The 12,536-nt window shown below is 44.4% G+C and carries 10 protein-coding genes and 1 riboswitch; of the genes, 5 read left to right on the forward strand and 5 right to left on the reverse strand.

Going from position 1 to position 12,536, the window contains the following annotated elements; translation table 11 throughout:
* The 4 genes from ilvD to ilvG all read right to left on the reverse strand — a co-directional run bounded on the left by ilvD (position 1) and on the right by ilvG (position 4,760).
* A complete protein-coding gene (ilvD, locus tag QNM16_RS17885; protein ID WP_284021748.1) occupies positions 1-1,857 on the reverse strand; it encodes a dihydroxy-acid dehydratase in 1,857 nt (618 codons plus the stop codon).
* Between the two features lie 70 nt (positions 1,858-1,927).
* Complete coding sequence (locus tag QNM16_RS17890) at positions 1,928-2,851, reverse strand: branched-chain amino acid transaminase (protein ID WP_039607581.1); 924 nt, start codon at positions 2,849-2,851, stop codon at positions 1,928-1,930.
* Positions 2,852-2,871: 20 nt separating this feature from the next.
* Complete coding sequence (gene ilvM / locus QNM16_RS17895; protein ID WP_063356859.1) at positions 2,872-3,114, reverse strand: acetolactate synthase 2 small subunit; 243 nt, start codon at positions 3,112-3,114, stop codon at positions 2,872-2,874.
* Entirely contained in the window at positions 3,111-4,760 is a 1,650-nt protein-coding gene (gene ilvG, locus QNM16_RS17900) for an acetolactate synthase 2 catalytic subunit (protein ID WP_284021812.1), read from the reverse strand. The genes ilvM and ilvG overlap by 4 nt, the downstream gene beginning before the upstream one ends.
* A 514-nt stretch (positions 4,761-5,274) precedes the next feature.
* Here ilvG and QNM16_RS17905 point away from each other — a divergent pair.
* Positions 5,275-6,153, forward strand: coding sequence for a TraB/GumN family protein (locus QNM16_RS17905; RefSeq protein ID WP_284021749.1), 879 nt, complete (start codon positions 5,275-5,277; stop codon positions 6,151-6,153).
* A 55-nt stretch (positions 6,154-6,208) separates the two neighbouring features.
* On the opposite strand, the gene QNM16_RS17910 is transcribed toward QNM16_RS17905, so the two are convergent.
* Positions 6,209-7,963 carry a response regulator gene (locus QNM16_RS17910; RefSeq protein ID WP_284021750.1) on the reverse strand — a complete coding sequence of 585 codons (1,755 nt, stop codon included), beginning with the start codon at positions 7,961-7,963 and terminating at the stop codon, positions 6,209-6,211.
* A 170-nt stretch (positions 7,964-8,133) separates the two neighbouring features.
* Positions 8,134-8,310, forward strand: a riboswitch (Lysine riboswitch).
* 123 nt (positions 8,311-8,433) lie between these two features.
* Here QNM16_RS17910 and dapA point away from each other — a divergent pair.
* From dapA to QNM16_RS17930, 4 genes are read left to right on the forward strand one after another with little or no spacing between them, the layout of a single operon-like run.
* On the forward strand, positions 8,434-9,318 hold the full coding sequence (dapA, locus tag QNM16_RS17915; RefSeq protein WP_284021813.1) for a 4-hydroxy-tetrahydrodipicolinate synthase: 885 nt from the start codon (positions 8,434-8,436) through the stop codon (positions 9,316-9,318).
* Between the two features lie 9 nt (positions 9,319-9,327).
* A complete protein-coding gene (locus tag QNM16_RS17920) occupies positions 9,328-10,068 on the forward strand; it encodes a 2,3,4,5-tetrahydropyridine-2,6-dicarboxylate N-succinyltransferase (RefSeq protein WP_284021751.1) in 741 nt (246 codons plus the stop codon).
* Positions 10,068-11,273, forward strand: a complete 1,206-nt coding sequence (locus QNM16_RS17925; protein ID WP_284021752.1) for a PLP-dependent decarboxylase — start codon at positions 10,068-10,070, stop codon at positions 11,271-11,273. Before QNM16_RS17920 ends, QNM16_RS17925 begins: the two co-directional genes overlap by 1 nt.
* Positions 11,274-11,275: 2 nt before the next feature.
* The gene (locus QNM16_RS17930; RefSeq protein ID WP_284021753.1) at positions 11,276-12,388 is read left to right on the forward strand and encodes a succinylglutamate desuccinylase/aspartoacylase family protein; all 1,113 of its coding nucleotides are present in this window, start codon (positions 11,276-11,278) and stop codon (positions 12,386-12,388) included.
* Positions 12,389-12,536: the final 148 nt, after the last annotated feature.

Raw genomic sequence — 12,536 nt, forward strand, 5'->3', positions numbered from 1 at the left:
CTAACTGAGCTCCTCTAATTTCTCTAAATCACGCACAGCTCCTTTGTCTGCACTGGTTGCAAGCAATGCGTATGCTTTTAATGCAGGCGTCACGACTCGTTCGCGATCAACAGGCTTATATGCCTCTTTACCACGCGCAAGTTGCTTCTCTCTGCGCAGTGCAAGTTCAGTGTCATCGAGTAACACATCAATGCCACGTGTATGTATATTAATCGCTATCAAATCGCCATTTTCAATCAATGCCAATGTGCCTTCGCTCGCAGCTTCCGGTGATACATGACCAATTGATAGACCTGAAGTGCCCCCAGAAAAACGGCCGTCGGTAAGTAACGCACAATCTTTATCAAGGCCCATAGATTTTAAGTAACTGGTTGGATAAAGCATTTCTTGCATGCCCGGACCACCTTTTGGCCCCTCATATCGTATCACCACGACATCGCCCTTTTTAACTTGGCCACCCAAGATCCCTTCAACCGCATCATCTTGTGATTCATACACCACAGCAGGGCCTGTGAATTCCAACATTTCATCTACCACTCCAGCGCTTTTAACGATACAGCCATCAGGGGCAAGGTTGCCGGTTAAGACCGCAAGGCCACCATCTTGACGAAATGCATGCTCAGCACTGCGAATACACCCGCCTTCTCGGTCCAAATCTAATGTATCCCAGCGGTATTCTTGGCTCATTGCTTGCGTTGTACGGATCCCCGCTGGGCCTGCACGATAAAACTTTTGCGCTTTTTCATTATTGCTGTCATTAGCATCCCAACGCGCTAAGACATCACCTAATGTACCACCCGCCACGTGGCCCACACTCAGATCTAACTTACCTGCTTTTGCCAGCTCATTTAAAATCGCCATGATGCCACCAGCACGGTGCACATCTTCAATGTGATACTGCTGCGTAGCTGGTGCTACTTTACATAGGAAAGGCGTATTTCTTGATAACTGGTCAATGTCCGCCATATCAAAATCAACACCCGCCTCTTGCGCGGCAGCCAAAATATGTAATACCGTATTTGATGAGCCTCCCATCGCAATATCGAGTGTCATCGCGTTATTAAACGCCGCTTGATTGGCAATATTACGCGGTAAAACCGCTTCATTATCTTGACGGTAATATTCATCACACAGCGCAACAATACGTTTTGCGGCACCGTTATATAGTTGCCCTCTGTCTTTATGCGTCGCAAGGGTCGTGCCATTGCCTGGCAATGCCAAGCCTAGAGACTCAAGCAGACAGTTCATTGAGTTAGCGGTAAACATACCTGAACACGAGCCGCATGTTGGGCACGCAGAACGCTCAACCTGCTCAGAATCTTCATCACTGACCGTTGGATCCGCGCCTTTTACCATGGCATCCACTAAGTCCAACTTTAAGTCAATGTCTGCAAGACGGGTTTTACCCGCTTCCATTGGCCCACCCGATACAAAGATAACGGGAATATTTAACCTCAAAGCCGCTAATAGCATGCCCGGTGTGATCTTGTCACAGTTTGAAATACACACCATGGCATCCGCGCAGTGTGCATTTACCATATATTCTACCGAGTCCGCGATGAGGTCCCTTGATGGTAGAGAGTACAGCATCCCGCCATGACCCATGGCGATACCATCATCAATCGCGATGGTATTAAATTCACGAGGTACGCCACCAGCTTCACGGATGGCATCCGCCATCAAATCACTCAGTTGGTTGAGGTGAACATGGCCAGGTACAAATTGTGTATACGAATTGACGACCGCAATCATCGGTTTGTGAAAATCTTCATCCGTCATTCCTGTCGCACGCCAAAGCGCTCTTGCGCCTGCTCGTTTGCGTCCTTCAGTCGTTGTTTTACTACGTAACTTAGCCATGTTGACCCCTTTTTATTTAAATACCGATGCTCGGTAAACCCTCATTCCCAAAAAATATATACTCTCAGTACTAGCTGTTTACGTAATCTAACCAGCCCTGAGGATCGCTTGATTGCCCTTTAACTAAATCAAAATAGGCTTGCTGTAATTCTGCTGTGATAGGACCACGTTGACCTTCACCCACTTGAATTTGGTCAACACTGCGCACAGGTACCACCTCTGCCGCAGTCCCTACCATGAAAAATTCATCAGCAAGATACAGTGCTTCACGGGCAATCGGCTCTTCACGTACTTCATAACCTCGCTCTTTGGCTAGATGAATAATCGTGTCGCGCGTCAGACCTGGTAAAATACAAGCGGTTGTGGGCGGTGTATAAAGCACGCCTTTTTTAACCACAAATAAGTTCTCGCCCGCGCCTTCACTCAGATAGCCATTCACATCTAGCGCAATACCTTCTACATAACCGTTGCGCTTTGCTTCACCTGAAATCAGCTGAGATGATAGATAGTTACCGCCGGCTTTTGCCGCTGTCGGCATTGTATTTGGGGCAAGTCGACTCCATGAAGACACACAAACATCAACACCTTGTGCCAAACTATCTTCACCTAAATAAGCGCCCCACTCCATTGCTGCCACAGTGACATCCGCACGATGCGATTTTGGATTAAGCCCTAAACCAACATGCCCTAAGAAGGCAAACGGTCTTAAATACGCGTTGCTAAAACCATTTTCTTTTACTGCCTGCTTGCACGCTGTTTTGATCTCTTCTTTTGTAAAAGGGATCTCCATGCGATAAATTTTTGCTGAATCAAATAAACGTTGGATATGATCATCTAGGCGAAAAATAGCCGGACCATTAGGCGTTTCATATGCGCGGATCCCTTCAAAAACCGAACTGCCATAATGCAGAGCGTGGCTCAATACGTGCGTTGTTGCTTCTTGATAAGGGATCATTTCGCCGTTGTGCCAAATTAATTCAGATGTTTGTGTCATTCTTATAAACCTTAATTTTGTTATATTGCCTGCTGCTGTAATGTATGCAAATCAACCGATTGCACATCCACTAGCTTATTTAATTGTGACGTTAATAGATAGATAGGCTTGTCACTATCTACCGTCATTTTGACATGAAAGAGTTCATCCTGGCCCTCTAATTGAAGCTGCATCAAACGAAACCCACGGTGACGTGCCACACGCAAGAAACGCTCAACAGCCACGCTTTGATTTTTTACAGCTACAGTTAATTGATGTTTCATTGTGTATTCTCCGTTAACATTTCATCGTTTGCCGCACCCGGCGGAACCAGTGGCCATACATTTTCTTTATCATCAATACACGCGTGTAAGATGTAAGGCCCTTCACTATTTACGAGTTGTTCAATTGCACCATCGACTTCAGATGCGTGAGTAATGGTTTGCCCTGGAATGCCAAATACAGCAGCAAGTTGCACAAAATCAGGGTTGTCAGATAAATTTGTTTCACTATATCGCGCTGAGAAAAATAGCTCTTGCCACTGCCTCACCATACCTAGTCTTTGGTTATCTAAAATCACAATCTTAACCGCAAGATTGTTTCTTCTGATGGTGGCCAGCTCCTGAATATTCATCATGATAGAACCATCGCCAGATACGGTGATCACCATGTTGTCTGGACGCGCTATTTTTGCGCCAATGGCTGCTGGCAGGCCAAACCCCATGGTGCCTGCGCCACCGCTGCTAAGGTGATTACTCGGATGGGCAAACTTCATATGCTGCGCGACCCACATTTGATGCTGACCAACATCGCAGCAAACTACAGTATCTCGAGGGACATCCTGACTGAGCTTATTCAGTAAATACGGTGCAAATACTTTCTCCCCTGGGTAATCATATCGCCAAGCATGCTCTTGTTTCATGCGGCTGATGTGTGCTCGCCATGCTGCTGGTGCTAATGTGCCTTTGAGTAAAGGTAAGGAGGTATTCAAATCGGCCACCAATGACGCTGCCGCTGGCTTACGCTTTCCGATTTCAGCCGCATCAATGTCGAGGTGTATCACCTTTGCTCTCGAGGCAAATTTAGCCAAATTACCAGTAACTCGGTCGTCAAAGCGCGCGCCGATACACACCAATAAATCACACTCTTGTACGGCTAAGTTCGCTGCTTTAGTGCCGTGCATACCAAGCATACCTAAGTCATATTCGTATTCAGGCAACACACTGCCAAGGGCTTTTAAAGTCGATACAGCTGGCATATTGGTCTGTGCTAAAAATGCCATCAAAGCAGGCTGAGCATCGGCGCTGTGAACACCACCGCCAACATAAGCAACTGGTTTTTGCGCTTGTTGTAGCAATTCATTGGCTAAACCCAATTCATGCAAAACAGGTTCGTCTTGAGCCTGTACTTGCGCAGTCCATGGCGAAAACGGCACCAAGGCTTGTTGTATATCTTTTGGAATATCAACCAATACGGGACCTGGGCGTCCAGAGACAGCCAAGTGCATCGCTTGCTGAAGCACTTCAGCGAGCTCTTCCGGGCGCTCGACCATAAAGCTGTGTTTGGTGCAAGACAGCGACATGCCTAACACATCCACTTCTTGAAAAGCATCTGAGCCAATCGCCGCTGTGGGTACTTGGCCTGTAATAGCTAGCAAGGGCACAGAGTCCATCATGGCATCTGCCAATGCGGTCACCAAATTTGTAGCCCCTGGCCCTGAGGTGGCAAAACACACCCCTAACTTACCTGTACTGCGTGCATAACCGACCGCAGCAAATCCAGCACCCTGCTCATGGCGCGTTAAATAATGCTTCAGTGGTGCACCATAAAGCGCATCGTAAATCGGCATAATTGCCCCACCGGGGTAACCGAATACGTCTGAAATACCTTGTTTAACAAGGATATCAATCACCATTTGTGCGCCTGTCATTGTTTTGCTCATTGCCCTTTGCTCTGTTTTTTTGCCCTAAAACGAAAAAGCCCCCCGAACTTTTCAGTGCGGGGGGCTCTCAGCTGATTCTTTTCTTACAGCACTACGAAGCCCCCGCGGTAATAATAATCACCACGTTGATAATCACGACTAGTAGCGTTGCTGTTAGTAACATAAATCTAAATCCAAAATTAAACTGTGCTTGATGCCATTTTCGGCAGAACGATTCTTACTGCCTGTGCTTTATTCTATTAGTAACCCGCGATAGCCGACAAGTCAACCATAAAAACTATGCTAAATAAATGTCACAAAACCACAATAAAGAAAAATAAAACCTAAAAAACAACAAAAAAAGGATTAAATATTTAACTCGACTTGAATAACTTTGGATATGGCAAGGCGTCTCAAAAATATCGAAGACAATTATGCGCATCATGTTTTTGTATTAAATTTTTGTGATTTACATCAGCAATTGATTATGATGTTGACTCCAAGATTAAAAAGGACCGCCGCAGTGAAACAAATTTTGCCTTTCAAGTTACTTATCTCATTTTGCTTATTAGTGCTTTTTAGTACCATGAGTTACGCCTCTCCTGCGCTTTGGAGTGTCGAAAAAAATGGCGTAACATCTTACCTATTCGGCACGGTACATGTTGGGGATCCAAGTATGAAGGGTCTACCTGATAAAGTTAAAACCGCAATAGAGCAATCTGACCATACTGTTGTTGAACTTAATATCAGCGCACTCTCACCTTTTGAAATCCAAAATAGAACAGCAGCATTTATCGCCAACTCAAGTAGCAGGCCCTTGCCACAAGCACTTTCTAAAGAGGTCTATCAGCAGCTTAAGGCTTATTTCTCCAAACGCAATATCAATATAGCACTTTTCGATAGTATGCCGGCATGGACTGTTATCTTAACTATGGTGCAACTTGAATACCAAAAGTCTGGATTTAGTGACACATATGGAATTGATAAACAGGTAATTGCCTATGCCAATCAACATAATAAAAAGATTAAAGAGTTAGAAGTATTTGAACAACAGCTGGAAATGTTCAGTCATGTCGCCATATTCAGTGATGAAATGGTCACACAAACTCTATCGCAAATGCAGGATTCCGATAGTTTTATAAAAGAAATGATTAACGCATGGAAAACAGGTAACGACAGCAAATTGGCGAACTACTATGAATTAAGCTTTGATGGCTCAAAATATGCACGCCTCGCAGAGCAAGTTTTAGTGATCGACCGTAATCATACTTGGGTGCGGACGTTACTGCCGGACATGAAAAAGAGCTCACATTTCATTGCTGTCGGTGCTCTGCATTTACCAAAAAAAGACGGTCTCATCGCACTTCTAAGAGCGCAAGGCTTTACTATTAAACGAATTTAAACCAGATAAGGTGGGTGCGACCTTGTGCACCCGCCGCTATGTTTTAGCAACAGCTTTAAAGTGTATTACTAGCCATTGAAGGCATAGTCAGAATTTCAACTTTCTCTTGCAGTGCTTGTAGATCTACTGGTTTAAACAAATGTGTATTGGCTCCGAGCTCATAGACTCGACTAACCGCTTGCTCTGACGTGTTCGCTGTAAGCACTAATATCGGCACTTCAAGCCCGAGATTATGTCTGATCATTTTTATCGCCGTAAAACCATCCATGATAGGCATATTTAAATCCATCAGAACTAGGCTAAAGTCTTGTTTTTGCAGTTCAGACAACGCCTCCTGCCCATTCACTACATGCACGACTGATAATCCCAACTTTTCAAGTAAAGTCACGACAACGCGGGCATTAAGTAAATTATCCTCCACCAACAAAACAGGTATTTTGCATCTCTCTATGGCTGAATTTGCCGGTGATGGTGTAGCGATATCAACAGGCAACTCAAGCAAAACCTGCGTACCATGGGGCACATTGTCGTTGAATACAATTTTCCCGCCAAGCATAGTGACAATTAATTGCGCACGCGTTAGACCTAATTGCATGCCTTGAAAGTTTTCCTCTTCATCGATTTTAGCTTGTGACTGCGCAATACCCGGGCCTGTGTCAGAGATGATACATCTAAAAATGCCTTCGCCACTTTTTGTCACAATACAATCAGCTTCTAAGCTAACTTCGCCATATTCCGTATATTTCACGGCATTATCTAAAATTTGTCCAACCAACCAAGCGGTGCGATTATGATCACACATCACAGGTCTTGTGAGCCCTTCACCTAAGTCAGTGTTAAACAAAAGAGACTTTTGTTGCAGCAGCGGCTTATAAATCGCCACAGCATGGGAAATGGTCTCTGACAGACACGCCACTTTGCTCTCTAACTTAATGTCTTTATGCTCCGATAGCACGTTATAATCATCTATCGACGATAATAAAATATTAAGCTGCTTAGCCGCATGCTCAACAACTTCCAAATGCGCGGCTTTCGCCGATTCTTTAAACAACGTTAAATAGCCAATTATCGCTTGCAATGGCGTACGCATTTCATGACTTGCTCTGGCCAAAAACTCGCTTTTACTACGCTTTAAACGGTTTGCTTCTAAGCGTAACTTCTGTAAATGTGCAATCTTATTTTGAATGCTTTGCTCCATGGGGTAAAAAATCCAACGCGCTTCTAATATCAAGATTAATAAGCCAAAAATCCAAATAAAGAGTTCAACATTTTGTAACTTTTTAACCTTATCTGTCGCAACCAGTTCATGCAGCGTCACCGCTTGATCTAAATACACCAAGAGCTCACTAGCACGAGTTTGGACCTGGATCAGACGCTCTACTTTTAACTGACCTAATAAAGCTTGTTTATGTGCAGATTCAACCAATACAATAAACTGTTCTACGCGCGTAGCTAAAGCAGCGGGTTGCTGAAAATAAAACGCCTGTAAATCACGTGATAAATGGACATATCTTTGCTCAGATTGCTGCAGTAAAAAAGCTTGATTCTCAGCCATCGTACTCAATGTGTCATGCAGCAATTGCTGCTCATCAAATGTGCCGGGATGCTGCCTGATGTATTCAGCACCTAATAGCAATGCAGCTTTTTGCGATAGCATTCTCTGCATCCCAGCAGTATTAATTACCCGAGCACTGGCCGCTTGTTGGGATAACAGCACTTGCATCGTAGCCATAGCAGTTGTGATCACTATCATCATGATAGAAATGGCAAGAATGTATCTAAAACGAAAGGTTTTCAGTATTTTAAGCAACCGATTGCCTCCTTGTAGGATGCAAAAAACAATAATGTAGCACACAGCTTTTATATCCAAGTGTAGCTTAATTTTCATCTTTTACAGATTGATACTTGACACCTAGATGGCCAAAATGTTTCAATTTGCGCTGACCCTAATATCGCAAAATAGCTTTACAAGCTGTTTTGAGGGCTGGAAGAGGTGCGTTATTCAGGTAGCTAGGTTGAGGAGAGCAAACTCCGTCGACATCTAGTGAGGGGAAGTAACGCCGAGAAGAGATCATTTTTGCTGACTGATTTTTTCGGGCGCATGGGCTGAATCCCTGCGACTGTCACCAACATATTTGGTGGAGAGCTTCTGGTCTTAGAAAGATTAAGGCCAAGCCTTTTTCTATTTTAAGTCCATTGCTCTTCGAATTTTAATTGTTCGGAAGCTGGACTTCATATCTTATGTCCCACGTCTCCGAGCAGCATTTAAGTTCGGTAGAGATGAAATCTAAATACAACTTATCTGACTACCCGTTATGGACCGCGCTTGTTACGCCATTCGACGATAATAATCACGTTGATTATGCAACATTAACGCAGCTGGTGCATGCACAACAAGCAGCTGGCAACGGTATTTTGTTACTTGGCAGCACAGGAGAAGGTCTTGCACTTTCTCAACAAGAACAACGTGATATCGTACGCTTTGTCTGCGATCTTTCACCCAGTGTTCCATTGATGGTCGCTATAGGCGGTTACGATCTCGCACTCCAATTAGAGTGGGTTGAATTTTGTAATGCGCAACCTGTCGATGCATTTTTAGTTGGTTCACCTTTATACGCAAAACCCGGCAACGTCGGCCTGACTCACTGGTTCAAAACCCTGTTAGATGCGAGTAATCACCCTTGCATGTTATATAACGTACCGAGTCGAAGTGCCGTTTCAATTAGCCCAAATGTAATTGAAAACTTGTCTTCACATCCAAATCTATGGGCACTCAAAGAAGCAAGTGGCGACATTGCCACATTTGAATCATTCAGAAAGGCCTCTCCAGAGCTTGCTATTTATAGTGGTGATGATGGCTTGATGCCTTACTTTGCGCAAGCGGGAGCTACTGGTCTTGTGTCTGTTGCTGCCAACGCGTGGCCACAGCAAACTGCGGAATTTGTAAAACGCTCTTTGGCGGGCACCTTTCCAAATTTATTTACCACCTGGACAGATGCTGTAAATAGCTTATTTAGCGTTGCTAACCCGGTCCCTATCAAAGTGTTAATGCACTTACAGGGTCAGCTAGAAACACCGCGCCTGCGCCCACCACTGACACACTTAGAACTCAGTGACACCACATTTATTAAAACCGCAAATTCAACAATTTTATCTTGGAGTTAAAGAAGTATCATGAGCTGGTTAACCCTATTAAATAATCTAGAAAACGGCACTGTTCGCGCAGCAACACAGGATGAGCAAGGTAATTGGCATGCAAATGTCGAAGTCAAAGAAGGAATTTTAGAAGCTTTTAGAAATGGCACAAACACCGAGTACCCAGGTGGCTTTGTTGATAAAGATAACTTAGCACCACAAGGCTTTGCTGCTGACGCTGGCGTACGAATGGTGCCAGGTGGGAGCAGTGTTCGCCGTGGTGCATACGTCGCAGCAGGCACCATCATCATGCCACCAGCCTATGTTAATATTGGCGCGTACATCGATGAAGGCACTATGGTAGACAGTCATGCCTTGGTTGGTTCATGTGCGCAAATCGGTAAAAATGTTCACTTAAGTGCGGCAGTACAAGTAGGCGGTGTACTGGAGCCAGTTGGTGCCAGCCCTGTTGTTGTCGAAGACAATGCATTCATTGGCGCGGGCTGTGTACTTGTTGAGGGTGTAGTCGTTAAAAAAGGGGCTGTACTAGCACCTGGTGTTCGCCTCTCAGCCAGCATTCCTGTTTATGACTGTGTTAACGAACGCACGCTAGACAAAGGTGAAGCGATCCCTGAAAACGCCATCGTCATTCCGGGTTCTCGCCCTGCGAAAGGTGAGTGGGCTCAACAGCAAGGCCTCAATCTTTCGTGCGCATTGATTGTTAAGTATCGCGATGATCAAAGTGACGCAGCACTTGAGCTAGAAGAGGTGCTTCGCTAATGCCTGCTTTGAGTACGCCAGTAAAAAGTGCCATTACCACTCTGACACAGAGCCAGCATGAGCCATTCTATCTTTATGACTTAGATGCTTTGCGCAGTCACCTGCAGCAATTAACCGACCAATCCGTAGTGAAGCTATGGTATGCCGTTAAGGCAAACCCGCTGTCAAGTGTTATCCAAACACTAGATCAGGCTGGGTTTAACTTTGACGTTGCAAGCAGCGGTGAATTACAGCAAGTGCTCGCACAAGGTATCGACCCAAAGCGCGTACTCAACACAGGACCTGCAAAGTCCAAACGTCAAATTGAGGCCTTCTTAACCCAAGGTGTCAACACCTTTGTCGCCGAGAGCCTCAATCAAGTGGCTTGGTTGCAAGAAGCAGCCAAGCGACACAATACAAGATTGCGTATTTTACTTCGCGTTCAACTGCGCTGGCCTGATAACGAGAAGAACCCACTAGGTGGAGATAGTTTGACGCCCTTCGGTTTAGGCACACAAGAATGGTCTTCACTTGTGGTGACTGACTTTCCAAATTTAGATGTTGTCGGTTTACACATTTTCCAATGGGGAAATATGCTTGACGCTGAAAAATTATCCTCGCTTTGGCAGCAAATGGTGGATCCACTACTAACCCTTGCTCAGCAGCTTAATATTCATTTGCGTGTGCTCGATCTCGGTGGTGGTTTAGGTATCCCGTATCGCGAAGATCAGCCTGATATTGATTGGCCTGCAATATTAACCAGCTTAGAACACATAAAAACACAAACTAAAGTTGATGAGCTATGGATGGAACTTGGCCGCTACGCAGTCGGAGAATGTGGCTACTATGTTAACCCAGTCGTCGAGCAAAAACAGAACTACGGCAGTAATCAATTGATTTTGGCTGGGGGGATCAACCATATTTTACGCCCAGCGGTTACTACACAGGCGTTTCCAGCCAAACTCTTGCGTGACAGTGAACATGATTCAGTGCCTTTTACTTTACATGGCCCTCTTTGCACTGCACTAGATCACCTCGGTGAACATGTATTGCCAGAGGATATCAATGAGCATGACTGGATTGTATTTAGCCAATGTGGTGCTTACGGCTTCACTGAAAGTATGCCTTATTTTTTGTGCCACACGCTGCCCAGCGAATACGTTTATCAATCAGGTCAAACTCGATGTGTTAGACCACCATTAACGCCTGAAAATTACTTGAGGTAACCATGAATCAGATCAATCAAACATCAATTCAAGTTGCCGAGCTTGCAAATGGTCAAGCTATGTCTATCCCTGTGTTTACAGTTGGCGATAGAAATACTGGTCCTCATGTTTATATACAAGCCAATATGCATGGTGCAGAAGTGCAAGGTAATGCCGTGATCTATGCACTTTTAGAAAAGCTTAAAACAGTGCGTCTATCAGGCTCTATCACCTTGGTTCCCTACGCAAACCCAATTGGCTGCAATCAAAAGTCAGGAGAGTTTACCTTAGGTCGCTTTGATCCAATCACAGGTGAAAATTGGAACCGCATGTATCATGACCATACGCATCTGGTAGAAGAGTTTGCGATACATCATGCACAGTCTTCTGAGCAAGAGATCCGCAATGAATTTAAAAATTTATTAATTAAAAAAACGGATGAACTACTTAACCAGCCCTTGCATACAATGAATACAGGTATGCGTATCGCGGTTAATTTACAGCGCCTCGCCCATGAAGCTGACTTCGTATTAGATTTACATACGGGCCCTGTCTCTTCAAAACATTTATATTGCCCTGAGTACGCGCAAGCCAGTGCAGCCTATTTCAATATTCCACATACATTACTGATCCCCAATGAGTTTGACGGGGCGATGGACGAAGCCTGTTTCTGCCCTTGGTGGGCATTAAGTGAAGCCCTCAAAAAACAAGGTCGGCAATTCGATGTGATCAACGAAGCTTTTACTGTAGAGCTAGGTTCTCAAGAGCAAATCGACTTACAAGATGCGCAACTTGATGCAAACAGCATACTCAGCTACCTAACCTACAAAGAGGTTATTCTAGAAGGTGACTATCAACCAGCATCAATGAACCGTTATGCTTGTTACTTAAAAAACTATAAAACTTTTTACGCCCCTATGGGTGGTATGGTTGAGTATGTTGCACCTTTGGGCGAGCACATTAACGCGGGTGATACCTTAGTGAATATTTTACGGATGGACAAATATGTGCAAGGTGAAGCTCTAAACCCAATTAAGTTTGAACATGATGCCATTGCTATCTTGCATTTTGCCTCAGCAAGCGTCAATCAAGGCACTGAGTTATATAAACTATTTACTAACTATTTTGAACTTTAAAAAATTGCGTGAGAGTAGGTAGGTCTGAGACTTACTTGCTAAAGAGTGGTGAAGTCTCGCCACTCTTTTTTCCCCCGATAAGATTTCTATTATTTCTCAAAACCACTTCTCTATAGCTCTTTGAATTTATATCATTTTACTTTAGTCT

The sequence above is a fragment of the Pseudoalteromonas umbrosa genome (assembly GCF_030125375.1).
Classification (GTDB): domain Bacteria; phylum Pseudomonadota; class Gammaproteobacteria; order Enterobacterales; family Alteromonadaceae; genus Pseudoalteromonas; species Pseudoalteromonas umbrosa.

What these genes read in the sequence shown, in the direction of transcription:
- QNM16_RS17925 (WP_284021752.1), top strand. Translation starts at nt 10,068, where the DNA reads ATGCCTGCTTTGAGTACGCCAGTAAAAAGTGCCATTACCACTCTGACA.
- QNM16_RS17890 (WP_039607581.1), bottom strand. Translation starts at nt 2,851, where the DNA reads ATGACACAAACATCTGAATTAATTTGGCACAACGGCGAAATGATCCCT.
- ilvM (WP_063356859.1), bottom strand. Translation starts at nt 3,114, where the DNA reads ATGAAACATCAATTAACTGTAGCTGTAAAAAATCAAAGCGTGGCTGTT.
- ilvD (WP_284021748.1), bottom strand. Translation starts at nt 1,857, where the DNA reads ATGGCTAAGTTACGTAGTAAAACAACGACTGAAGGACGCAAACGAGCA.
- ilvG (WP_284021812.1), bottom strand. Translation starts at nt 4,760, where the DNA reads ATGACAGGCGCACAAATGGTGATTGATATCCTTGTTAAACAAGGTATT.
- dapA (WP_284021813.1), top strand. Translation starts at nt 8,434, where the DNA reads ATGAAATCTAAATACAACTTATCTGACTACCCGTTATGGACCGCGCTT.
- QNM16_RS17930 (WP_284021753.1), top strand. Translation starts at nt 11,276, where the DNA reads ATGAATCAGATCAATCAAACATCAATTCAAGTTGCCGAGCTTGCAAAT.
- QNM16_RS17920 (WP_284021751.1), top strand. Translation starts at nt 9,328, where the DNA reads ATGAGCTGGTTAACCCTATTAAATAATCTAGAAAACGGCACTGTTCGC.